Raw genomic sequence first — 22,524 nt, 5'->3', positions numbered from 1 at the left:
TCAGTAGCGCTGGTCTATCTTCCGCCTGCAATCATTCTGGTAAAGCGCGGAACAATGCGATTAAGCAGGAAAAATAGAGCGCTACAGCAGGCGACAGTGACTACGACTGACAGGAAATAAATCGTCAGTATTTCTGCATCATGCTGCGGTTGCAGCATTTTATAAGATATTTTTCGGATCACCGTCAACAATGGTTCATGCGTTGCAAAAACAAAGAAGCTGGCTTTTCCCATCGATACCAAGGCTGTTTTTAACGCTGTAGATCTTGAAAGTATCTTGGTAAGATAAAGAAATGACGGCAGACCGAGCATGATGCCAATTTTATGTACATAGGGATAAAAACATGTTTCTGGATATATGCTGTTAACTATGGCCATGGCGATATACAGAGGAAACATCCACTTTGCCTGTTTATCCAGCAAGAACAGACTATACTGTTTTATTCCGACGTAAGCACCAAGTATGAAGAATAATGCTGATTTGGAAGCATCTCCTCCAAAACGTAAGATCCACAATGTCAATAAAGTTGCTAGGAAAATGGCAGGGACCTTTGTCAATAATTGGTAGATTAATGGTGCCAGTAATGCCAGAACCATCAGGTCACGAATGAACCAAAATTGATACGAAGCAGGATAATGCACAATTCCAAAAATGGCAATAAAATAATCAGAGATCCTGTAGTCGCTGATCAACGTCATTTGTCCGGAAAAAAATAATGCGGTCTTTGGATGAGATTGCGCAGCCGCAAATAATAACAGAACTAAAATATTCCAGAAAAGGAAAGGTATGAGCAATGTACTGATACGCGATTGTATTTTGCTTTTATATTTTTCTGTTGACCATGTTGTGCCATAAAAAAACAGATAGCCAGATATCAGAAAAAACAATGGTACCGCGCAGCGCGCCAGTTCCTGTGAAATCAAGGTCTGAACGAACTCATTGGCATGGCTGGCGCCGATGATTGCGGTCGAAGGATCCGCGCCTAATGTATAAGCATGGATGAAAACAACGCCAACAATCAGCGGAAAACGTAGCAACTGCAGCCGCAATGAATCGTCATTTTTTAACATGGCATTGCCAGCGGATACAAGCTGATAATATTTATTGATAAATTTACAGCTTGTTGATGAAAAAATGGCCGTCACATCAGTGACGGCCATTCCCGTTGCTTAGCCCATGCAGAGCTTTAATGCTTCCTGCCATTGCGGCAAACCGCAGAAGGTGTCGATCAGGCGCTGCGACGACAGCACCGAATTGGTCGGCCGCTTCGCCGGTACCGGATAGTCCTGTGCCAGTATCGGTTTGAGCCTTGGTTTTTTCGTGACCGATGGATCCGCCATGATGACTTCGGTGAAGCCGAACCAGGTGGTGGTGCCCTGCGCGGTCAGATGATACAGACCGGCGCGTTCTTCCCACCATGCCTGCTGGTCTGCCGCTGCCAGGCTTTGCGCCACGATGTGCGCGGTGGTGTCGGCGATCGTGCGGCTCCAGGTCGGCGCGCCGAACTGGTCCGAAACGATGCCCAACTCCTCGCGTTCCTGCGCCAGGCGGCGCATGGTCAGCAAGAAATTCTTACCGTGCGTGCTATAGACCCAGCTGGTGCGCAAGATCAGGTGAGGGATGCCAGCCGCCTGGATGGCTTGTTCTCCAGCCAGTTTGCTGCTGCCGTAGACATTGACCGGGCAGGTCGGGTCAGTTTCAATATACGCACCGTCCTTGCTACCGTCAAAAACATAGTCGGTGCTGTAATGGATCAGCGCCGCCCCCAGTTTTTTGGCTTCCTCGGCCATGACACCGGGTGCTTCGCCATTGATGCGCAAGGCCAGTGCCGGCTCGCTCTCGGCCTTGTCGACCGCCGTATAGGCTGCCGGGTTGACGATCAGGGTCGGTTTCACACGACGGATGACATCGCGCACCTGGTCCAGGTCAGCTAGATCCATTTGACTGCGGTCAATGGCGATAATTTCGCCCAGGCCCTGCAGGCTGCGTTCAAGTTCGTAACCGACCTGGCCGGTTTTTCCTGTGATTAAAATACGGCTCATGAGATAGATTGATTCCAGTTGGACAGATTGGTGGATCAGGCGAAGACGTCGGCGTTGGCCAGCAGCGTGCCCACTTTATCTTTACCCGACAACAGCGGTTCGCCGTCCAAAGGCCAATCGATACCGATCGCCGGATCATTCCACAGGATGCTGCGTTCGAACTCCGGTGCCCAATAGTCTGTTGTCTTGTAGAGAAACTCGGCATGGTCACTGGTTACGACGAAGCCATGCGCAAACCCTTCGGGAACCCACAGTTGGCGCTTATTGGCGGCCGATAAGGTAACCCCGACCCAGTGGCCGAAGGTTGCCGAGCTTTTGCGTAAATCGACGGCAACGTCGAACACTTCGCCCGCGGTAACGCGCACCAGTTTTCCTTGCGCTTGCTGGATTTGGTAGTGCAGGCCACGCAACACGCCCTTCGCCGACTTGGAATGGTTGTCCTGCACGAAGTCGCGCGTGACGCCTGTCAGCTCGGCAAAGCGCTTCTGGTTAAAGCTTTCATAGAAAAAACCGCGATCATCGCCAAACACGGTTGGCTCGATGATCAGAACATCAGGTATTGCTGTCGTTTGAATTTGCATGGTATGAAATGAGCCGTTCAGGCCTTAGTATATTTTTTCTTCGAGGAGACGCAGCAGGTATTGGCCATAGGCATTTTTTTTCAATGGCTGGGCCAGTTGCTCCAGTTTGACGCCATCGATATACCCTTTGCGATAAGCGATTTCTTCTGGGCAAGCTACCTTGAGACCTTGTCGGTTTTCAATAGTCGCAATGAATTGTCCTGCCTCCAGCAGGGATTCATGCGTACCAGTATCAAGCCATGCCATGCCACGTCCCATCAACTCCACATTGAGCTCGCCGCGCTCAAGATAAACCCGATTCACATCGGTGATTTCCAGTTCGCCGCGCGGTGAGGGAGCAATACCAGCGGCAATTCCACACACTTGGCTGTCGTAGAAATACAGGCCAGTGACGGCATAGTTTGATTTTGGCTTGAGCGGCTTCTCTTCGATGCTGACAGCGCGGCGCTGATCATCGAAGTCGACCACGCCATAGCGTTCCGGATCGTGGACGTGATAGGCGAACACGGTCGAGCCGCTGGTGCGTGCCGAGGCTTCGCGTAACTGCGATTCAAAGTCGTGACCGTAATAGATGTTGTCGCCTAGAATCAACGCTGATGGTGCATCGCCGACGAATTCTTTGCCAATAATGAACGCCTGCGCCAGACCATCCGGGCTGGGCTGCACAGCATAGGTCAGGCGGATACCCCACTGGCTGCCGTCGCCTAGCAACTCCTGGAAGCGCGGTGTATCTTGTGGCGTGGAAATGATCAGGATGTCACGTATGCCCGCCAGCATCAAAGTGGTCAGTGGATAGTAGATCATCGGCTTGTCATACACGGGCAGCAGCTGCTTTGACACGGCCATGGTGACGGGATACAAGCGTGTGCCGGAACCGCCAGCCAGGATGATGCCCTTGCGTTCGATGGCGGCCCCCATTATTTCTGCTCCTGTGCTGTATCGCGTGCCGCGTAGTTTTTCTCTACCCATTTGAGGTAGTCGCCCGACTGGACATCGCGGACCCAGGCCTGGTTGTCCAGATACCACTGCACGGTCTTGCGGATGCCGGTAGCGAAGGTTTCGGCCGGCTTCCAGCCCAGTTCTCGCTCGATCTTGCGCGCATCAATGGCATAGCGGCGGTCGTGGCCGGGGCGATCCTGCACATAGGTGATTTGTTCGCGATAGCTGCCCGATGCCTTGGGATCGAGCGTATCGAGAATGTCGCACAAGGTGTGCACGACTTCCAGATTGGCCATTTCATTCCAGCCGCCCACATTGTAAACCTCGCCCAGGCGTCCCGCTTCCAGGACGCGGCGGATCGCCGAGCAATGGTCGCCCACGTACAGCCAGTCGCGCACTTGCATGCCATCGCCATAGATAGGCAAGGCTTTGCCGGCACGGGCATTGCTGATGATGAGTGGAATCAGTTTTTCCGGGAAATGGAAGGAACCATAATTGTTCGAACAGTTGGTGGTGAGCACCGGCATGCCATACGTATGGAAATACGCGCGCACCAAGTGGTCAGACGCAGCTTTCGATGCCGAGTACGGGCTGTTTGGCGCATACGGCGTCGTTTCCGTGAATGGCGGGTCATTCGGTCCCAAGGTGCCATACACCTCATCCGTCGAGACGTGCAGGAAGCGGAAGCCACTCTTGTCATCACCGTCTAGTCCGGACCAATAGGCGCGCGCTGCTTCGAGCAGGCTGAAGGTGCCGTTGACGTTGGTCGAAATGAATTCGCCGGGGCTATGGATCGAACGATCGACATGGCTCTCTGCTGCAAAATGCACGATGGCGCGCGGCTTGTGCTCGGCCAGCAGGCGGGAAATGTGGGTGGTATCGCAAATGTCGCCGCGTACGAAGATATGCCGCGGGTCTTGCTCCAGGCTGGCCAGATTGCTGAGATTGCCAGCATAGGTCAGTTTGTCAAAATTGATTACGGGCTCATCGTTGAGCGCCAGCCAATCGCGTACAAAATTGGAACCGATGAAGCCGGCACCGCCAGTCACTAAAATCATGCTGTTATCCTTTTTTACTTGAACATCTTCACGATGCTTCACTCTTGCGATTATTTTGAGAGCGATGGGGGAAAAAATTTGAAACGAAATTATTGCAATTCTATTTGATCAGCTATTTAATACGCGCCATCTTTTTTGAAAATGACTTTAACCGTTTTAAGCAAGATGACAATGTCATTAAATAAAGACCAGTTCTTGACATACCATGCGTCCAGATAAACGCGCGTATCATAGCTCACGTCGTTCCTGCCGCTCACTTGCCACAGGCCTGTAACACCCGGCTTGGCTTCGAGGTAATAGTCTACCTGAGGGCCATAACGCTCCAGTTCCGCATCGACAACCGGGCGCGGCCCGACCAAGCTCATTTCGCCTTTCAGTACGTTCCATAGCTGCGGCAATTCATCGAGGCTGGTCCGGCGCAGGAAATGACCGATCGAAGTGATGCGAGGGTCGTTTTTCAGTTTGAAATCACGATCCCATTCGGCACGGGCTTCAGGGTCGCGCTCCAGTAATTCCTTGAGCAAGACGTCGGCATTCACGGCCATGGTACGGAATTTATAGCAGAGAAAATGCTTGCCATTCTGGCCCACGCGTTTGTGGCCATAGAAGATGGGACGGCCCGATGCCATGACCTTGGCTGCGATCCACAGCAAGATGGGGGAGCCGATGACCAGTACGCAGATCGAAGCTGTCAGATCGAAGCTGCGCTTAATCAACTGCAAACCTGGCCGTGCCAGGTTGTTGCGCATGGTCAGCAGCAGCACTTCATGTGCAAAGAAATGGTTCACTTCCATGCCGTACAGGGGCAAGCCGCGTACTGCAGGTACCACTTGCATATTGGCAACGCAACGGCTGACCTGCTGGATCATGCCCTGATAGGCGTCGATGCCACCTTGCTCCAGGGCGACAACCGTATGCGGGTCGCCCAGCAGTTTGAGCGTTTGTTCCGGGTTCTCGCCCAATTGAATGCAGGGCACAGCTTGCTTGTTGCGGTTCACATAATGATGTTCGAGGCGGCCTTGACCTTCGGGGATCAGGAATGCAATCAGGCGATAGCCCATCAACGCTTCCTCATCAAAGGCGCGCGCTGTTTGCAAGGCATTGTCACCCCATCCAATGATGACCATAGGCCGTATCCAGCCGCCAGCTTTCATCAGCAGGTATTTGACCATGCCACGCAGCAGCAAGACACAGCAGGGCACCAGCAGCCAGGTAACCAGGAGTGCTTCGCGCGAGGAGTCGCGCTTGTCGAGGAACACCAGGGCCGCGTCAATCAGGCCCATGACCATGGCGACCTTCAGGAGTTCTTTGATTTCATTCGAGTACGGACGGCGTTTGGCATGATGGCCCTTCAGCTTGAAGATAGCCAGGGTGACCAGGGATAGCAGGCTGTAACTGAGCAGTCGCGAGCTATCCAGCCCGAAGCTGTTCAAGTCGCCGGCATCGAGCATCCATTTGCCTGCGAGCCAGAATGCCATGAACATGGCAAGTGCATCGGCAAAGGTGAGAAAATATTTTTCTGCCCTGCTGCTGCAATACCATTTTACTTCTTGTACAAAGATGCCTTCGATTGGTTTCATGATACTTGCTAAACCTTATAAACTTCAGTGTGAATTCTTGCGGTGACGCATGCGTGGTGATTGTGCCTCTGCTCGGTCAAGCACGCCCGTAGCGGTCTTCAAAGCGGACGATATCGTCTTCTCCAAGGTAGCTGCCCGATTGAATTTCAATCAATTCCAGCGGTAGCTTGCCCGGGTTAGCCAGGGAATGGACGACGCCGAGCGGGATATAGGTAGACTGGTTTTCGGTCAGCAAATATTCCTTGTCACCATTGGTGATCTGGGCAGTGCCGGATACCACAATCCAGTGCTCGGCGCGGTGGTGGTGCATTTGTAATGACAGCTTGGCGCCAGGCTTGACAGTGATCCGCTTGACCTGGAAACGGTCGCCATTGCCGATGGAGTCATAAGAACCCCACGGACGGAAGACTTCGCGGTGCATGGTGGCTTCGGGACGCTCCCTGGCGATCAACTGTGCGACCATGGTTTTTGTTTGTTGTGCCTGATCCGCATCCATGACCAGCACGGCATCGGCGGTTTCCACGATAACGGTATTGCGCATGCCGATGGCGGTGACCAGGCGGCTACTGCTGTGCACCAGGCAATCATTGCAATCTTGAATCAATACGTCGCCTAGGGTGCTATTCTGGCTGGCATCTTTTTCCGCCACGTCGAGTACGGCTTTCCAGGAGCCGATATCATTCCAGCCCGCATCGAGGGCGATGGTAGCCGCATGGCTGGTGCGCTCCATGACGGCGTAGTCGACGGCGATATCGGGGCTGGCGGCGTAGGCATCCTTGTCCAATCGAATAAAGTCGAGGTCGCTCTTCGCGGCGCTGATGGCAGCGCGGCAAGCGGCCAGGACGGCGGGTTGGAAGCGTTCCAACTCTTCCAGGTAGCGGCTGGCGCGGAACAGGAACATGCCGCTGTTCCAGAAGTACTCTCCGCTGGCGATATATTGTTCTGCAAGCGCGAGAGCCGGCTTTTCCACGAATTCAAGTACGCGCTGAATACTTCCCGTCGGCGCGCCTTCGGCGCGGATATAGCCATATCCTGTTTCTGGTCCCGTTGGCGTGATGCCGAAAGTCAGCAAATTACCTGCCTCCGCAGCAGTACGCGCCAGTGCTATTGCACGATGGAAAGCAGGGGTATCCAAAATGACGTGGTCCGATGGCAGCACCAGCAGGAGGGGATCTTCACCATTTTCCATCGCATGCAAGGCGGCTGAGGCGATCGCCGGCGCCGTATTACGACGCATGGGCTCGAGTAACATGCGGCTATTTTCCAGACCGATCTCACGTACTTGCTCCGCGACGATGAAACGCGAGGATTCGTTGCATACCAGTAGTGCTGGCGACACCGTGTCGATACCCGCCAGACGCTGCAGCGTTTGTTGCAGCATGCTGCCTTGAGCGGAAAGGCGCAGAAACTGTTTTGGAAACGCCTCGCGCGAAAGTGGCCATAAACGTGTGCCAGAACCGCCGCAAAGAATCACTGGTAAGAGGGGGATAGTCATTTATGCTTCAATGTAAATTTAATATTGGATGGAGTTGCATATTCAGTCAGCCGGCATATCTTAAAACTCGGCCGACTTGTCGTGCCCTTACTCGGGGAATCGGACATACATACTGAAAAAATCAATGTTGCAAGCCGGGGCAATATTCTAATAAATTATAGAAATTTTTGTATTTTCTATAGTCTCTATGGATTCTGGGAGGCACGCAATTTAGCTCGTCCTGTATTGTAGTTTGACACTCCGGTATTTCTGCTAGCACACAACGTTTTCAAGCAAAAAAGCAACAAACACGCCTACGGCGGCCATGCTGAGAAGCAACACTGCTCCAGCTGCACAGTCCTTCGCAATCTTGATGCTTGGATGTAGGGCGGGGTGGAGGTGGTCGATCAAGTGTTCCAGCGCGGTATTAAACAATTCCGCGGCCAAAACCATGCCGCAATTGAGCAATAGCAAGGCCCACCACATCAGGGCAGGTTTGGACCAGGAGAGCACGATGAGCACAAACAGGGTGGCCAGACATTGCAGGCGGAAGCTCGCTTCCATGCGGAAGGCAGCGCTTATGCCTTGCAGGGCAAATCCCATGCGCTTGAAGAAAAATTGATTCTTCATGGCAACTGAAGCGATGGCGTGGGATATTTTAATGGCATGAAAGCGGATCTCTTAATTGAATAGATGAGAGTCGCAGGCGTGACCATACGATATGACATCATTCGTTCACAGCAGAAAGATTACTGCCAATCTTTTTGATGTTTGATAAAAAGTAAAAAAGCCCATTTTCAAATGAAAAGGGCTTTTTTTGCAATAGTTGTCATATTTGACTATGTCAAGTATTGCTACACCAAGCCTTTACCTTTTGGCTTAACATCAAGCTGCAGGATAGGCCTACCTGTTGCTGCCTGAGCAGCCAGGTATTAATGATGGGTTGGGGTGGTGTGCGCGGTGGTCGAATCCGAGCTTGCTGCACCGGCCACAACGGCAACTGCTGCGCCGATTGCGATCAAGGTGCTGACGCTCAGGCCGGCAACGGTGGTGCCGGCAGCTGCGCCAGCTGCTGGTGCAGCTGCTGCTGGAGCAGGAGCTGGTGCCGATTGAGCCATTGCTTGTGCGGAAGCGAAGCACAGGATTGCCGAGGCGATCAGAATTTTCTTCATGGGATATCCTTTTAGGTTGAACAGCGGGAATGCTAAACTGTCACCCGATTGTAGCAACATTTCTCCCGCTAGTCTGCGCTACACAGTTCATGGCGACAATAATTTATTCTATTTTAGACGTATACCAGTCTATTCACCGGGTCTGGCAGCCCGCGATGTTGTTCTTTACTAACAAAAACGTTACCGTACCGATGTGGAGAAATTGTCTTTTTGTTAAATATTGCAAGAATTCCTGATGAATTCGAACGCGCCGCGCAAGTTTGCCAAGTCGTTACCATCCCGCGTAAAATGCAGGCTTCGCGGGTGTAGCTCAATGGTAGAGCAGAAGCTTCCCAAGCTTACGACGAGGGTTCGATTCCCTTCACCCGCTCCATTTTCCGCTGGTGCCTGGCTTTGTGCGGCGCCGCCACTATTTTCTTCATTCCCATGTCCTCTGATACCCCAGCAAACGGCCCGGCGCGGCCGATGATGTACGATCCGACCGAACACCGCATCCGCAGCTTCGTGACCCGCGCGGGACGGCTGTCTGTCGCGCAGGCGCGCGCGCTCGAGACCTTGGGGCCGCAGTTCCTGTTGCCTTTCGCCAAAGAACCGATGGATTTCGAGCAGGTGTTCGGCCGCAAGGCGCCGGTTATCCTGGAAATCGGCTTCGGCATGGGTGCGACGACGGCGCATATCGCCAAAGCCATGCCGGAGAAGGATTTCATCGGCGTGGAAGTGCATACGCCCGGTGTGGGCAGCCTGTTGAAGCTGATCGGCGAAGAGTCGCTGACGAATCTGCGCTTGCTGCAGCACGATGCCGTGGAAGTGCTCACGCACATGATTCCAGCCAATTCGCTGGCCGGCATCCACGTTTTCTTCCCCGATCCATGGCACAAGGCGCGTCACAACAAGCGCCGGCTGATCCAGTCGCCGTTCGTCAAGCAATTGACCGATCGCCTGGCGCCAGGCGGCTATCTGCATTGCGCCACCGATTGGGAAGATTACGCGGTACAAATGCTGGAAGTGCTGGGCGCCGAGCCACAGTTGCGCAATAGCGCCGATGCTTATGCGCCACAGCCTGCGTACCGTCCGCTGACCAAGTTTGAAAACCGCGGCCTGAAGCTGGGCCATGGCGTGTGGGATCTGGTGTTCATCAAGAAATAACCTGGCGGTTTGCCCACCTGTGCCGTTTGCGCGAGATCAAGCCTGCCGCGGCGACGCTGCAGGCTTTTTTCATGCGTACACTATCGTGCGCTGACTAGGCAAAGTGGGTGAATTACGGTAGTCTTATCTTTTTTGCATTGATTGATATTATGTCCAAGAAAATACTCGTGACCGGCGCTTCCGGTTTCATCGGTTCGCATACCTGTGTCGAACTGCTGGCTGCCGGCTTTGAGGTAGTCGCGGTGGATAATCTGTGCAATAGCGCGCGCGAAGCGATGGCGCGCGTGGAGCGCATTGCCGGCAAAAGCGTGCCCTTCTATGAAGCGGATGTACGCGACCGCGCGGCCATGGCCGCCGTCTTGCGCGAGCACGCCATCGATGCGGTGATCCATTTTGCGGGCTTGAAAGCCGTGGGGGAATCCGTGGCCCAGCCGCTGATGTACATGGATAACAATGTGTCGGGCACCGTGGCGCTGCTGGAAGTGCTGGCGGCGGCGAATGTGAAGCGTTTTGTGTTCAGCTCGTCGGCCACCGTGTATGGCGATCCGGAAGCCTTGCCGATCATGGAATCGTCGCGCCTGTCCGTGACCAATCCCTACGGCCGTTCGAAACTGATGGTCGAGGAGATCCTGGCCGATCTCGTGCATGCCGATGCGCATTGGCAAGTGGGCGTGCTGCGCTACTTCAACCCGGTCGGCGCGCACGCCAGCGGCTTGATCGGTGAAGATCCGGCCGGCATCCCGAACAACCTGATGCCCTTTATCGCCCAGGTGGCCGTGGGCCGCCGCGAGCGCCTGGCCGTCTTCGGCAACGATTACGATACGCCCGATGGCACGGGCGTGCGCGACTACATCCACGTGGTCGACCTGGCGCTGGGCCATGTGGCGGCACTGAACCGCCTTTTCTCCACCGAGGGCGGCTTTACCGTCAACCTGGGCACGGGCCACGGCTACAGCGTGCTCGATACCGTGCGCGCCTTCGAGGCCGCCAGCGGCCGCAAGGTGCCATACGACATCGTGCCGCGCCGTCCCGGCGACATCGCCAGCTGCTACGCCTCAGCCGACAAGGCGAAGCAATTGCTGGGTTGGCAAGCGCAGAAAAACATCGACGACATGTGCCGCGACCACTGGCGCTGGCAGCATCAGAATCCGCAAGGTTACGCAGCGTAAAAAAGTCCGCCAGATACAAAAAATCCCGCTCACACGCAAGTGTGGCGGGATTTTTTTTAGAGCGTCAGCAACCCAATGGCGCCTGAAAAATGTCTGGGGCTAGGCGAAGCAACAACGCCCCAGGCATTTTCTCAGGCAGCCATTATGGATACAGGCCGCGTACTTCGCGAGCCTGCAGCACGCGCGTGCACGCCAGGATGAAGGTGGCGGTACGCATCGACACTTTCTTCTCTTGCGACACTTGCCATACCGCGTCGAACGCTTCGCGCATGATGCGGGTCAGGCGGCTGTTGATTTCTTCTTCCGTCCAGAAGAAGCTCGAGAAGTTTTGCGCCCACTCGAAGTAGCTGACGGTCACGCCGCCGGCGTTGGCCAGCACGTCCGGCACGATCAGCACGCCACGGTCGGTCAGGATGTCGTCCGCTGCCGGCAGGGTCGGGCCATTGGCGCCTTCCAGGATGATCTTGGCGCGGATGACTTGTGCGCGTTCCGCCGTGATCTGCTGTTCCAGCGCGGCCGGGATCAGGATATCGCAATCGATGCCCCAGAAATCTTCGCGCGGCACGAATGCCTCGGCGCCCGGGAAGCCTTCGACGCTGCCCACTTCGGCCACGTGTGCCAGCAATTGCGGGATGTTCAGGCCGCCGGAATGCACGACGGTGGTCTTGTGGTCTTGTACCGCGACCACTTTCGAGCCGGCTTCAGCGAACATGCGTGCAGCGACGCCGCCCACGTTGCCGAAACCTTGCACGATGACTTTCGCGCCTTCGAGCGACATGCCGACCTTGGCGGCCGCATCGCAACCGACGACGAATACGCCACGGCCCGTCGCATCGCGGCGACCCAGGCTGCCGCCCAGCGAGATCGGTTTGCCCGTCACCACGCCGGTCGACATATTGCCGCCGATCATGGCGTAGCTGTCCATCATCCACGCCATGACTTGTTCATTCGTGTTGACGTCCGGCGCCGGGATATCCTTGTTCGGTCCGATGATCATGCTGATCTCGCTCGTGTAGCGGCGGGTCAGGCGTTGCAGTTCGTTGCGCGACAGGGTCTTCGGATCGACGCGGATACCGCCCTTGGCGCCGCCGTATGGCACGTTGACGGCCGCATTCTTGACCGTCATCCAGGCCGACAGGGCCATCACTTCCGACAGGGTCACGTCCTGGTGGAAGCGTACGCCGCCTTTACCCGGGCCGCGCGACAGATTGTGCTGCACGCGGTAGCCTTCGTAGTGGGCAATGGTACCGTCATCGCGCTCGATAGGCACGTCGACCGTCAGGATGCGCTTTGGACGCTTCAGCGTTTCCACCCAGCGCGACAGGTTGCCCAGGTACGGCGTGACGCGGTCGATCTGCTCGAGGTAGACGCCCCATGGGCCCAGGTCTTCAGGATTGAGGTAGGAAGGAAGTGCGTGCTTGCTGGTCATGCTTGATAAGCTCCTGGACAATACGAATACGTTAGAGGCACAGCCGATATGCAGCTGCGCGCAGCGGAACCGCATCGTAGGCGATAGCCTCATGCCCCGGCCAATGCTTTGTGCGCATCCGGTTATGCATTTATTGCATAGTTAGGAGGTCAGGATGGAATGGTGGTGGCAGCCGTGCGCCGGCGTTTTTTTCCGCCGCGCGCGGCGCTTTCCTGCACCTGCACCAGGTATTGCCACAGGCTTTCGACGATCTGTTTTCCGGGGCGCAGGCTGGACGGGCGCTCGCGGTACAAGCGGATTTCCAGCTCGATTTCCCAGCCTGGCGCGCCGCCGTCGGCGCGCGCCAGGTGCTTGTATTTGACGTCGCGCATGACGGCCGATTCGGGCAGGAAGGCGATGCCGCGTCCCTCCAGCGCCATCATTTTCAAGCCTTCGGCCATGTCTGTTTCGTAGCAGGTTTCCAGGAACAGGGGCGCCTTGGCGTCGGCCAGCAGCAGTTCCACCATGCGACCCAGATAGGCGTTGCTGGTGTAGGAGAGAAAGGGCAGCGGCTCCCTGGCGCTGCCGGGCAGGACGAAGTCCGGCACCTTGTCCTGGCCGCAGCGCGCATAGGCGCGCAGGGTTTCGCGGCCCATCACCAGCATGTCGTAGCGGCCCGGGTCCAGCTGCACTGGCTGGCGCGGGTGGTGATAGCACAGCAGCAGGTCGCAGCCGCCGTCGACCAGCTGCAGCACGGCGTCGTGCACGTTCAGCGCCATCAAACGGCTGTTGATCGGCGCAAAACCTTCTTCCAGCGCCGTCAGCCACTTCGGCATGAAGGTCAGCGAGAGAGTGTGCGGCACGGCGAAATCGACGCTCGTTTGCGTGGCCGCCCGCTTGCCGCGCAACAGGGCACGCACGCCGTTGATTTGCCCCAGCATTTCCAGCGCCTGCTCGTAGAACACGGCGCCGGCCGGCGTTAGCCGCGTGGGATACGAGGTGCGGTCGACCAGGTCGATGCCGAGCCAGTTTTCCAGCGACTGGATGCGCCGCGAAAAGGCCGGCTGGGTGACGTGGCGCAGGGCTGCGGAACGGCTGAAGTTATGCGTTTCAGCGAGCGAAATGAAGTCTTCCAGCCATTTGGTTTCCATCGCGGGACCGATCTCTTCTCAAGGGCAGAGGCAAGGTGCTCAGGGAGCGTCAGGCGATGCCGTCGGCCGGTACAGCGATGCCGGCAGGCCGAAGAAGGACGGCGGGCCCAGGGTCGTGCCCTCGAGCGAGCCGCCCGCGTTCAGGGCCTTGCTGATGGCCGACAGCAGGGAGCTGCGGTCGGCCAGGTTTTGTATCAGCGCGCGCGGGCCGTTGTGGAAGGTATGCTGGGCGATATCCGCGGCGACGACAAAGATCGGTTCGCGGCGCATGGGAAACTCCACCCACTCGCCGTCCTCGTCCTGGGCGCGGAAGGTATGGGGCAGGGTCATGTTGTCGGCGCCGGGAAGGTGCGACGCCAGCACCAGGCCGAAGGCTTCCGGCACCACGTCGGCCAGGCGGCGCACGGTGAGATCGTCCTGCACCAGTAACCGTACTTGCGCTTCCACCGCGTCTTCGGCGTCGGGCTGGGCGCCGAGAATTTTCACGGCCTGATAGATCAGGTCGGACGAGAGTGCTTCCATCAAATCTTCCATCAAATCATCTCCAGGATCATGGCGACGATTTCGTCGCCGTACGAGGCCAGTTTTTTCTCGCCCACGCCGCTCACGCCGCGCATCTGCTCGAGCGAGGTGGGCTTGGCCTTGGCGATTTCGCGCAGGGTGGCGTCGACGAAAATCACGTAGGCGGGCACGTTGTGCGTGCGCGCCGTCTCCACGCGCCACCAGCGCAGCTTGTCGAAGATCGCCTGCTCGCTGGTGGACAAATCCGTCTCGACATAGCCCTTCGCCACGCTGGTGCTGCGCTTGCTGGTTTTCACCGGTTTCTGGTACTGGCGCAGCTGCACCTTCTGGCCGCCCTTGAGCACGGGGCGCGAGGCGTCCGTCAGTTTCAGCGAGCTGTATTGTTCATGGTCGACCGAGACGAGACCGAGCGCGATGGCCTGGCGCAAAATCGATTTCCATTCCGCTTCGCCCAGGTCCGAGCCGATGCCGAAGACCGACAGCGAATCGTGGTGCCAGGTCTTGATGCGTTCGGACTCCACGCCGCGCAGCACGTCGATCACGTGGCCGCCGGCGAAGCGCTGGTCGACGCGGTAGATGGCCGACAGCAGTTTTTGCACGGGCACCGTGCCGTCGAACGACACGGGCGGCACCAGGCAGGTATCGCAATTGCCGCACGGCGAAGCCGGTTCGCCGAAGTATTCGAGCAAGCGCATGCGGCGGCAGCTGAGCGTTTCGCACAGGCCCAGCATGGCGTCGAGCTTCACGCCCAGCACGCGCTTGAAGGTGTCGTCCGCTTCCGATTCGTCGATCATGCGCCGCTGCAGCACCACGTCCTGCAAGCCGTACGCCATCCAGGCGTTGGCGGCCATGCCGTCGCGGCCCGCGCGGCCCGTTTCCTGGTAATAGCCCTCGATGCTTTTCGGCAGATCGAGGTGGGCGACGAAGCGCACGTCGGGCTTGTCGATGCCCATGCCGAAGGCGATGGTGGCGACCATGACGATGTTTTCTTCGCGCAGGAAGCGCGCCTGGTTGGCGCTGCGCTTGGAGTATTCCATGCCGGCGTGATACGGCAGGGCGCGGATGCCGCTCTGGTTCAAGAATTCCGCCGTCTCTTCGACTTTTTTACGCGACAGGCAGTAGACGATGCCGCAGTCGCCCGCGTGTTCCGTGTTGATGAAGTCGAGCAGTTGCTTGCGGCCATTCGCCTTTTCCACGATTTGGTAGCGGATGTTCGGGCGGTCGAAGGACGAGACGAACTGGCGCGCGTCTTCCAGCTGCAGGCGCAGGGCGATTTCAGCGCGCGTCTGCGGGTCGGCGGTGGCCGTGAGCGCGATGCGCGGCACGTCCGGGAACTGCTCGTGCAGCACCGACAGCTTGATGTATTCGGGCCGGAAGTCGTGGCCCCACTGGGCCACGCAATGCGCCTCGTCGATGGCGAACAGGGAAATCTTCGAGGCCTGGAACAGGTCCAGGCAACGCTGTGTCATCAGGCGTTCGGGCGCCACGTAGACGACGTCGATGCCGCCCGTGCGCACCAGGCGCTCGATGCGGCTCGCTTCTTCGTAGGTCTGGGTGGAGTTCAGGAACGCGGCGCGCACGCCGACTTCGGCCAAAGCGTCCACCTGGTCCTGCATCAGCGCGATCAGCGGCGAGACGACGACACCGACGCCATCGCGCAGCAGCGCGGGAATCTGGTAGCACAGCGACTTGCCGCCGCCCGTGGGCATCAGCACCAGCGCGTCGCCGCCATGGCTGACGTGGTCGACGATGTCGGCTTGCTGGCCGCGGAAGGCCGGGTAGCCGAAAACGGTTTGCAGCAGGTGCAGCGCGCGCTGGTTAAGATCTTGATTCATAGTGCCTTATTCTGCCCAAACAACCCAGCCGTAGTGGGCGCTGGCCAGGACCAGCAAGCCGAACACGATGCGGTACCAGGCAAAAAACGTGAAGTCGTGCGAGCTGATGTAACGCAACAGCCAGCGTACGCACAGGAAGGCGGAAATGAAGGCGGCCACGGTGCCCAGGCCGAACAGGGGCACGTCGGTGGCCGACAGGATGTCGCGCGCTTTATACAGAGAATAGGCGGTGGCGGCCAGCAACGTCGGGATGGCCAGGAAGAACGAGAACTCGGTAGCCGTCTTGCGCGACAGGCCCAGCAGCATGCCACCGATGATGGTCGAGCCGGAACGGCTGGTGCCGGGAATCAGCGCGAACGCCTGCGCGCAGCCCACTTTCAGGGCATCGAACGGCGTCATTTCATCGACCGAGTTGACGCGCACGGTGACGGGGTTGGTGCGCGCGCGGCGCTCCACCAGCAAAATCACGATGCCGCCGATGATGAAGGCCATGGCGACCGGTACTGGCTTGAACAGCGCATGCTTGATCATCTTGCCGATGGCCAGTCCGATGACGGCCAGCGGGATGAAGGCGATGGCCACGTTCAGCACAAACTTGCGCGATTTGACCTCGGTGCCGAAGGTGGACAGCACGCTGCCGATGCGCTGGCGGTATTCCCAGCATACGGCCAGGATGGCGCCGGCCTGGATGGCGATCTCGAAGACATCCATGACTTCTTTCGAGACATCCCTGGTGAAGTCGAGCAGGCTGCCGGCCAGGATCAGATGTCCCGTGGACGAAATCGGCAAGAATTCGGTGAAACCTTCGACCAGCCCCATGATGATGGCTTTTAACGCAAGAATGAGATCCATAGATGTATACAAGGGTGTAATTGACAGGATGGGGTGTGTGCATGGCGCCCGCAATGTGCGCGGGGTCGAAGCTTACCATGCCGGAGGCCCGTCGAGCCGATTTGGGCGCTGGCGGACAGCGGTTTTTTGCCGCTGCCAGCCAGGCAAGGGGAGGGTTCAGGAAACCTGTTTTGCCGGCGTCACCAGGCGCGCGCTGGCCGCCACCAGCAGCAGGGCGGCGCCCAGCATGGCGAAGGCGATATTCAGGCTGGTAGCATGCGCCACGAAGCCGATCACGGCCGGACCGGCCAGGATGCCCGCATAGCCGATGGTGGTGATGGCCGCCACCGCCAGGCTGGCCGGCATGGCATGTTGCTGGCCCGCCGCCGTGAACAGGATGGGCACGATGTTCGCCGCGCCCAGGCCGATCAGCACGAAGCCGGCCATGGCCAGGCTGGCATGCGGCGCCAGCACGGCCAGGAAGAAGCCTGCCGCTGCAAACAGGCCGCCAACAGTAAGCACCCGCTTGCCGCCAAAGCGGCTGACCACCTTGTCACCCGTGAAGCGGCCCGCCGTCATGGCGATGGCGAAGGCGGCGTAGCCGAGACCGCCCTTGGCTTCTTCCACGCCGCGCGTGGTGGTGAGGAACAGGGCGCTCCAGTCGAGAATCGCGCCCTCGGCCAGGAAGACGATAAAGCACAAGAGGCCAATCAGGATTACGGCGCCATGCGGCATGACGAACAGCGGCGTCTTTTCGCCGGAGGCGGACGCCGTCGGCAGCAGATGGCCTTGCGCCGCGCCCAACACGCCGCATAGCAGCAGCATCACCACCGCGCAGGACCAGGCCGGCGTCAGGCCCAGCCACAGCAGCAGGGCCATGCAGGCCGCGCCGGCGAAGCCGCCCACGCTGAACAGGGCGTGAAAGCCCGACATCATGGCGCCGCCGTTGGCTTTTTCGATGATCACGGCCTGGATATTGATGGCCACGTCGAAGGTGCCCATGGCCGCGCCGAACACCAGCAGCACCAGGCCCAGCTGCAGCGGCGTGGCGGCCAGCGCCAGCCCGGGCAGGATGGCGGTCAAGAGCAGGCCGGCGGCGGCGATGACCTTGCGGCAGCCGAAGCGGGCCGTGAGCATGCCTGTAAATGGCATCGCGCACAGCGAGCCGGCACCCAGGCACAGCAGCAGGATGCCGAGCGTCGCTTCATCGAGGCCCAGGCGCGATTTGGCGTAGGGGACCAGCGGGGCCCAGGCGGCCATGCCGAGGCCGGCGGCAAAGAAAACCAGGCGCGTGGCGCGTTGTTGCAGGGTACCAGTGAGATGCATGGGGAAGCTTTTCAAGAGTCGGGGTGGATAAGATCAGGCGCGGGCGCGCAACACTTGCACGCCCAGCCGCTCAAAGGCGGCGGCATGCGTGGCATCGGCGTCCGCTTCGAGCACCAGGTGCTGCAGCAATCCCGTGGCCAGCACGCCGAAGGGCGCGGCCGTGCCCAGTTTGTCGCTGGTGACGGCCACGACGACGGCCTTGCTGGCGCCGGCGATGCTGCGCTTGAACTCGGCCTCGTCGTAGTTGAACGCCGTCACGCCGGCCTCCGCATCGGCACCGCAGGCACCGAGGAAGCACAAGTCGGGATGCATGCGCTCGACCGTGCGCAGCGCCTGCGGCCCCAGGCTGGCGCCGGCGCGGCGGTCGACCCGGCCGCCAGCCATGATCAGCTCGATCTCGGGACGCTCCATGAGCGCCATGGCGATTGCGGGGGCATTGGTGATGACAGTGAGCGCCAGCTCCGGCAAGGCGCTGGCGATGGCCAGGTTGGTCGAGCCCGCATCGAGAAACAGCACCTGGCCCGCGTGCACGAGGGAGACGGCCGCCTGCGCCAGGCGCGCCTTGCGCTCGGGCGCTTCCTGCTTGCGCTGCGTCAAGGTGCCGCCGTCGGGCGCCAGCGGCAGGGCGCCGCCATACACGCGCTGGCACAGGCCGGCCGCCGCCATCTCGCGCAGATCGCGCCGTATCGTGTCTTCGGACACGTCAAGCTGGCGCGCCAGGTCCAGCGCCAGCACCCTGCCATCGGCGTGCAATTGTTGCTGGATCAGGGCGTGACGTTGTTTGAGGAGCAGGGTGGCGGACATGGCTTATAGGTTAAAACGTGCAGGAATGTGCATGAATATACGTAAACGTGCAAATCGAGTCAAGGTGACTTTTGCGCGCGTGCCGGTATTGCCGTAGGAATATGAAGTGCGTACAGTTGGGAAAAATGGAATAAGGAAACCATGTTCTCCAATAAATTATTAATGGCAACCTTGCTGGGCCGCGTCATGCGCCGCAGCGGGTGGGGTGTCGTGGCCATGCTGATTGTCTTTAATGCGCTGCATTGGAAGCGCCACGGCACGCTGGACTGGAGCGATGCGCGCGCTTCCCTGCTCGTGCTGCTGGCCTATCTGGTCGTTTCCCTGCTACTGGAATACAAACGCTTGCGCGATGAAGAGCGGGCCTCGGTGCGGATCAAGGCCGCAGACTAAGGCGTTGCCGCAGCTCAGGGCGCCGTCAGCCGTTCAAGATCGCTTAGCCACTGGACGGCATGTTCGCGGCTGCTGCCGCACATCTCTTCGGACGGCTGCAGGCCGCCGCAAAACGCGGGCCGCTCCGGCTGGCCAAAGATCTTGCAGCGGTTGTCGTCGGCCAGCTGGATGCAGCGCACGCCCGCCGGTTTTCCATCCGGCATGCCGGGAATGGGGCTGGTGATGGACGGTGCGGTGCAGCAGGCGCCGCACGATGGGCGGCATGCCAGGGTGGCAGATGGTGACATGGAATTTCAGGCGGGCGGGTGAGGAGCCGACAGTATAGCAAGCCGGCTCCGCAGTAGCGCCAGGACTGGCCTGGCTGTGAAGTTGCAAGAGGTTATTCGGCCTAGCGCACGATGCTGACGCGCTTGCCCGACAGGGTGCGGCGGGCCGGATCGCCATGCACGGTGATGCGGCCGGAACCGCTGGCGCGGGCGTTGACTTCATTCTGGACGGTGACGTCGATGTCGCCGGAACCGTTGCTCGCCAGATAGGCAACGTCGCTGCGCAGGGCGGCCAGGTTGATGTCGCCCGAGCCATTCACGTTGGCGTCGAGGCGCTGCACGGCGCCGCTGGCGCTGATGCTGCCCGAGCCGTTGACGGCCACGTTGATGCGTTCGCCGCGCACGCTGCCCAGCTGGATGTTGCCCGAGCCGTTTTGCACCGCATCCGTGTTGCCGCTGGCGAGGGCCGCCGCGTTGACGCTGCCCGAGCCATTGTTGGCCACGTCGAAGCGTCCCACCGTGCCCGACAATTCGCTCTTCATCGAACCGCGCTGCTCCAGGCTGAAATCCTCGCCATTGAAACCGCTGGCCACCAGGCGGCCCGAGCCGGAGATGTTGATCTTCCTCAATTGCGGCGTCGTGTAGATGACGTGGATGCCATTGCTGCTGCGAATGTTCGTATCGCTCCAGATGCGCAGGGTATTGCCGCTCACTTCGCTATGGATGCGCGGCTGCAGATTGCTGTCCGCTTCGATCATCAGCGATGTTGCCGGCCCCACGCGCACGTCGATCTTGATATCGATGCGTTTCATGCTGTCGATCTCGAGCGTGTTGATGTTGCTGACCTGGCGCACGTCGCGGCTCACTTGTTCATTGCCCTGGATGGCATTGCCGCCCGAGTCCGCATGGCGCACTTCGCCATCGTTGGGGTTGATGACGATGGCGCAACCGCCGAGGGCAACGGCACAGCACAGGGCCAGCAAGGTACGCATGGTGTTTCCTTTATGATTGTTTTAGTTCAGGACAAAGAAATAAGCCGGCTGCCGCGCCGCGGCTGCCGTGCTGTCGATGTCAAGATAGCAAAGCGCCTGTCTTTGCTGAACGCCAATGCGATGAACTGCGCAAAACGGGGGCTGAAACGCATTTTGGTTCACCCAGCGCCACAGCTCAGGCGCCAGAGGAGGTGTCGCCAACGCCGACATGGAGCGTACAATACCCGTGTTCAGCATACGGGACGGTGCCCCGCGTCGCCGTTGAGCGACACATGAGTTTGCACCGGACGTTATGTAAAAACAGGGACTTACGAATTTCGGCGACACATAAGTTTGCACTGGACGACAGATAAGCTTGCACTACGGTCTGAAAGCGACACATAAGCTTGCACTCTACTAACTGGCCATCCGTTAGGCTGCGAAGTGCGCTGAGCACAGCGGTCCTTGCTACCATGTGTTGCTTGATGTTCGAGCACATCGGCATAGCCGTAAGCGCCCAACTATCCCACCTGTACAGCGTGCTTAGATCTGAATAAAGTCCGGGAATGGCAACAGCGAGTCGATCTGGCTGTTGGGGCACGTCGGGAGACGTTCCAAGACATCGGCGAGCCAGCACGCCGGTCAAGTCCGTTGAGCTTGGCGATAGCGAACAGGCTTTGGATGGCTGCGGCGCGGCAGCCCGCCAGTTCCGAGCCGATAAACAGACACTGCGCAGACAGTCTAGACGGCGCTGGGAATACGCATACGGGCGGAATGAGACTGCGACGTTCGGTGAGGCGCTAACACATGCTGGCTGGTGCGCTTTCGTATCATGGATGTTGCAAAGTCTCAATGAGGCGCAATCCGCAAGGAACTTCAGTCACACAGTAACTCAATGCAGTCTCAAATCGTTCCGTTAAGCTTTTTTTACGTAGCCTTTAATGCTTCATTAACGACAATGCGTGCTCAGCCTTACTCTGCTCATTGAAGATGAAGCTGCGCTGCTCAGACGTCAGGCCTATTGACTCTTCCTGCTGTCTTGCCAAGCTAGCCAGCCATGCCGGTGCGCATGCGCATCGTGTAAAGCATGGTGCCATGGCCCGTAGTGTTCATGATATCGGATTACGGCATGATGAAATTCCGATGAGTCAATATGTCCACGCAAATCATAACGGCCGGTCAGGTTCGGTGGATGTATTCCATTCAGCGCGGCAACGAGTAGCTTCCAGTCTGTGATGCTGTCGCACGCGATAGTAACGTTACGCGGCAGCGTTAGAAACCATGCGGCCAACTGTGTGGTTAGCTTGGATTGGGTGATAGCCGGGCCAGTCTTGCCCAGTAGCGGCAGCACAGTGGATTGAACAAACTGATTACACCATTCCACCCGAAAATCTGAGCGTTCCAGGTACAGCTCATTCTTGCCATCCTCGCCCACCATGCCAATGCTGATGAGATCGCAGTTCACTGGATCGGTATATTCAGTGTCAAGAAAAATTAGCATCCAGTCCCCACATGTAATGTGCAGCATGCTGCACTTTTCTTTGCCACTTGCCATTGTGCAGTATTTGGCACGTCATCAACATTGCAATGACCCAGCGAAATCTGCTCAACTTACGCGGCTAATGCAAAAGTAGCCGCTGGGGTTTGCATCCTCAGCGCCTGGTGTGGACGCTTGTGGTTGTAAAACTGAATCCAGTCGCCGATCATGCGGCCGGCGTACTGCAAAGTCTCGAAACGATGCCGGTGCGCGCCCTGTTCCTTCAAAGTGTGGATTACCCGCTCCACTATGCCATTTTGCTGCGGGCAGTGAGGTGTTATGAACTCCTGCTTGAGACCATAGCCACGCACCAGAGCCGTGA

General features: G+C 58.3%; 23 protein-coding genes, 1 tRNA gene and 1 pseudogene. 4 read left to right on the top strand and 21 right to left on the bottom strand.

Features of this window, described 5'->3' with window-relative positions; translation table 11 throughout:
• Window positions 1–14: 14 nt before the first annotated feature.
• The 9 genes from ACQ4WQ_RS22345 to ACQ4WQ_RS22305 all read right to left on the bottom strand — a co-directional run bounded on the left by ACQ4WQ_RS22345 (window position 15) and on the right by ACQ4WQ_RS22305 (window position 8,846).
• Window positions 15–1,160 carry an acyltransferase family protein gene (locus tag ACQ4WQ_RS22345; protein ID WP_436500078.1) on the bottom strand — a complete coding sequence of 382 codons (1,146 nt, stop codon included), beginning with the start codon at window positions 1,158–1,160 and terminating at the stop codon, window positions 15–17.
• 9 nt (window positions 1,161–1,169) lie between these two features.
• Window positions 1,170–2,042 (bottom strand): dTDP-4-dehydrorhamnose reductase, encoded by an 873-nt coding sequence (gene rfbD / locus ACQ4WQ_RS22340; RefSeq protein ID WP_436500076.1) that lies wholly within the window; start codon window positions 2,040–2,042, stop codon window positions 1,170–1,172.
• A 35-nt stretch (window positions 2,043–2,077) separates the two neighbouring features.
• Complete coding sequence (gene rfbC, locus ACQ4WQ_RS22335; protein ID WP_034745785.1) at window positions 2,078–2,623, bottom strand: dTDP-4-dehydrorhamnose 3,5-epimerase; 546 nt, start codon at window positions 2,621–2,623, stop codon at window positions 2,078–2,080.
• Window positions 2,624–2,647: 24 nt separating this feature from the next.
• A complete protein-coding gene (gene rfbA / locus ACQ4WQ_RS22330; RefSeq protein WP_436500074.1) occupies window positions 2,648–3,541 on the bottom strand; it encodes a glucose-1-phosphate thymidylyltransferase RfbA in 894 nt (297 codons plus the stop codon).
• Window positions 3,541–4,620 (bottom strand): dTDP-glucose 4,6-dehydratase, encoded by a 1,080-nt coding sequence (rfbB, locus tag ACQ4WQ_RS22325; RefSeq protein ID WP_436500268.1) that lies wholly within the window; start codon window positions 4,618–4,620, stop codon window positions 3,541–3,543. Before rfbB ends, rfbA begins: the two co-directional genes overlap by 1 nt.
• 116 nt (window positions 4,621–4,736) lie before the next feature.
• Window positions 4,737–6,200: an undecaprenyl-phosphate galactose phosphotransferase WbaP gene (wbaP, locus tag ACQ4WQ_RS22320; protein ID WP_436500072.1), complete on the bottom strand. Its 1,464-nt coding sequence runs from the start codon at window positions 6,198–6,200 to the stop codon at window positions 4,737–4,739.
• 76 nt (window positions 6,201–6,276) lie between these two features.
• On the bottom strand, window positions 6,277–7,689 hold the full coding sequence (locus ACQ4WQ_RS22315; RefSeq protein ID WP_436500266.1) for a mannose-1-phosphate guanylyltransferase/mannose-6-phosphate isomerase: 1,413 nt from the start codon (window positions 7,687–7,689) through the stop codon (window positions 6,277–6,279).
• Between the two features lie 258 nt (window positions 7,690–7,947).
• Entirely contained in the window at window positions 7,948–8,304 is a 357-nt protein-coding gene (locus tag ACQ4WQ_RS22310; RefSeq protein ID WP_436500070.1) for a diacylglycerol kinase, read from the bottom strand.
• Window positions 8,305–8,606: 302 nt separating this feature from the next.
• Window positions 8,607–8,846 carry a hypothetical protein gene (locus ACQ4WQ_RS22305; protein WP_158301067.1) on the bottom strand — a complete coding sequence of 80 codons (240 nt, stop codon included), beginning with the start codon at window positions 8,844–8,846 and terminating at the stop codon, window positions 8,607–8,609.
• Window positions 8,847–9,145: 299 nt separating this feature from the next.
• Between ACQ4WQ_RS22305 and ACQ4WQ_RS22300 the strand changes: the two genes are divergently transcribed.
• From ACQ4WQ_RS22300 to galE, 3 genes are all read left to right on the top strand, one after another.
• Window positions 9,146–9,219, top strand: a tRNA-Gly gene (locus ACQ4WQ_RS22300).
• A 92-nt stretch (window positions 9,220–9,311) separates the two neighbouring features.
• Window positions 9,312–9,992: a tRNA (guanosine(46)-N7)-methyltransferase TrmB gene (gene trmB / locus ACQ4WQ_RS22295; RefSeq protein ID WP_436500068.1), complete on the top strand. Its 681-nt coding sequence runs from the start codon at window positions 9,312–9,314 to the stop codon at window positions 9,990–9,992.
• 149 nt (window positions 9,993–10,141) lie between these two features.
• Window positions 10,142–11,161 (top strand): UDP-glucose 4-epimerase GalE, encoded by a 1,020-nt coding sequence (galE, locus tag ACQ4WQ_RS22290; RefSeq protein ID WP_436500066.1) that lies wholly within the window; start codon window positions 10,142–10,144, stop codon window positions 11,159–11,161.
• 142 nt (window positions 11,162–11,303) lie between these two features.
• On the opposite strand, the gene ACQ4WQ_RS22285 is transcribed toward galE, so the two are convergent.
• The 7 genes from ACQ4WQ_RS22285 to ACQ4WQ_RS22255 form a co-directional block, all read right to left on the bottom strand.
• Window positions 11,304–12,590, bottom strand: a complete 1,287-nt coding sequence (locus ACQ4WQ_RS22285; protein ID WP_070220497.1) for a Glu/Leu/Phe/Val family dehydrogenase — start codon at window positions 12,588–12,590, stop codon at window positions 11,304–11,306.
• Window positions 12,591–12,739: 149 nt separating this feature from the next.
• Window positions 12,740–13,720 carry a LysR family transcriptional regulator gene (locus tag ACQ4WQ_RS22280; protein WP_436500064.1) on the bottom strand — a complete coding sequence of 327 codons (981 nt, stop codon included), beginning with the start codon at window positions 13,718–13,720 and terminating at the stop codon, window positions 12,740–12,742.
• A gap of 39 nt (window positions 13,721–13,759) precedes the next feature.
• Window positions 13,760–14,254 (bottom strand): hypothetical protein, encoded by a 495-nt coding sequence (locus ACQ4WQ_RS22275; RefSeq protein ID WP_326459774.1) that lies wholly within the window; start codon window positions 14,252–14,254, stop codon window positions 13,760–13,762.
• Complete coding sequence (recQ, locus tag ACQ4WQ_RS22270; RefSeq protein ID WP_436500062.1) at window positions 14,254–16,077, bottom strand: DNA helicase RecQ; 1,824 nt, start codon at window positions 16,075–16,077, stop codon at window positions 14,254–14,256. Before recQ ends, ACQ4WQ_RS22275 begins: the two co-directional genes overlap by 1 nt.
• A 6-nt stretch (window positions 16,078–16,083) precedes the next feature.
• Window positions 16,084–16,929 (bottom strand): undecaprenyl-diphosphate phosphatase, encoded by an 846-nt coding sequence (locus ACQ4WQ_RS22265; protein ID WP_326459773.1) that lies wholly within the window; start codon window positions 16,927–16,929, stop codon window positions 16,084–16,086.
• Window positions 16,930–17,085: 156 nt separating this feature from the next.
• Entirely contained in the window at window positions 17,086–18,234 is a 1,149-nt protein-coding gene (locus ACQ4WQ_RS22260) for an MFS transporter (RefSeq protein WP_326459772.1), read from the bottom strand.
• Between the two features lie 33 nt (window positions 18,235–18,267).
• On the bottom strand, window positions 18,268–19,038 hold the full coding sequence (locus ACQ4WQ_RS22255) for a DeoR/GlpR family DNA-binding transcription regulator (protein WP_326459771.1): 771 nt from the start codon (window positions 19,036–19,038) through the stop codon (window positions 18,268–18,270).
• A 141-nt stretch (window positions 19,039–19,179) separates the two neighbouring features.
• Between ACQ4WQ_RS22255 and ACQ4WQ_RS22250 the strand changes: the two genes are divergently transcribed.
• Window positions 19,180–19,428, top strand: a complete 249-nt coding sequence (locus ACQ4WQ_RS22250) for a hypothetical protein (RefSeq protein ID WP_436500059.1) — start codon at window positions 19,180–19,182, stop codon at window positions 19,426–19,428.
• A gap of 14 nt (window positions 19,429–19,442) precedes the next feature.
• Here ACQ4WQ_RS22250 and ACQ4WQ_RS22245 read toward each other — a convergent pair whose 3' ends face one another.
• The 5 genes and pseudogenes from ACQ4WQ_RS22245 to ACQ4WQ_RS22225 all read right to left on the bottom strand — a co-directional run bounded on the left by ACQ4WQ_RS22245 (window position 19,443) and on the right by ACQ4WQ_RS22225 (window position 22,513).
• Complete coding sequence (locus ACQ4WQ_RS22245) at window positions 19,443–19,715, bottom strand: YkgJ family cysteine cluster protein (RefSeq protein ID WP_326459769.1); 273 nt, start codon at window positions 19,713–19,715, stop codon at window positions 19,443–19,445.
• Between the two features lie 101 nt (window positions 19,716–19,816).
• Window positions 19,817–20,686 (bottom strand): head GIN domain-containing protein, encoded by an 870-nt coding sequence (locus ACQ4WQ_RS22240; protein ID WP_436500057.1) that lies wholly within the window; start codon window positions 20,684–20,686, stop codon window positions 19,817–19,819.
• 522 nt (window positions 20,687–21,208) lie between these two features.
• A pseudogene (locus tag ACQ4WQ_RS22235) lies at window positions 21,209–21,390 on the bottom strand (transposase domain-containing protein); the annotation flags it as partial.
• A gap of 293 nt (window positions 21,391–21,683) precedes the next feature.
• The gene (locus ACQ4WQ_RS22230) at window positions 21,684–22,193 is read right to left on the bottom strand and encodes a hypothetical protein (RefSeq protein WP_436500055.1); all 510 of its coding nucleotides are present in this window, start codon (window positions 22,191–22,193) and stop codon (window positions 21,684–21,686) included.
• Window positions 22,194–22,276: 83 nt separating this feature from the next.
• Window positions 22,277–22,513, bottom strand: a complete 237-nt coding sequence (locus ACQ4WQ_RS22225) for an integrase core domain-containing protein (protein WP_436500053.1) — start codon at window positions 22,511–22,513, stop codon at window positions 22,277–22,279.
• Between the last annotated feature and the right edge of the window lie 11 nt (window positions 22,514–22,524).

The organism is Janthinobacterium goodfellowi (genome assembly GCF_051380695.1).
Classification (GTDB): domain Bacteria; phylum Pseudomonadota; class Gammaproteobacteria; order Burkholderiales; family Burkholderiaceae_D; genus Janthinobacterium.
This window is presented reverse-complemented; position numbering and strand designations above follow the sequence as displayed.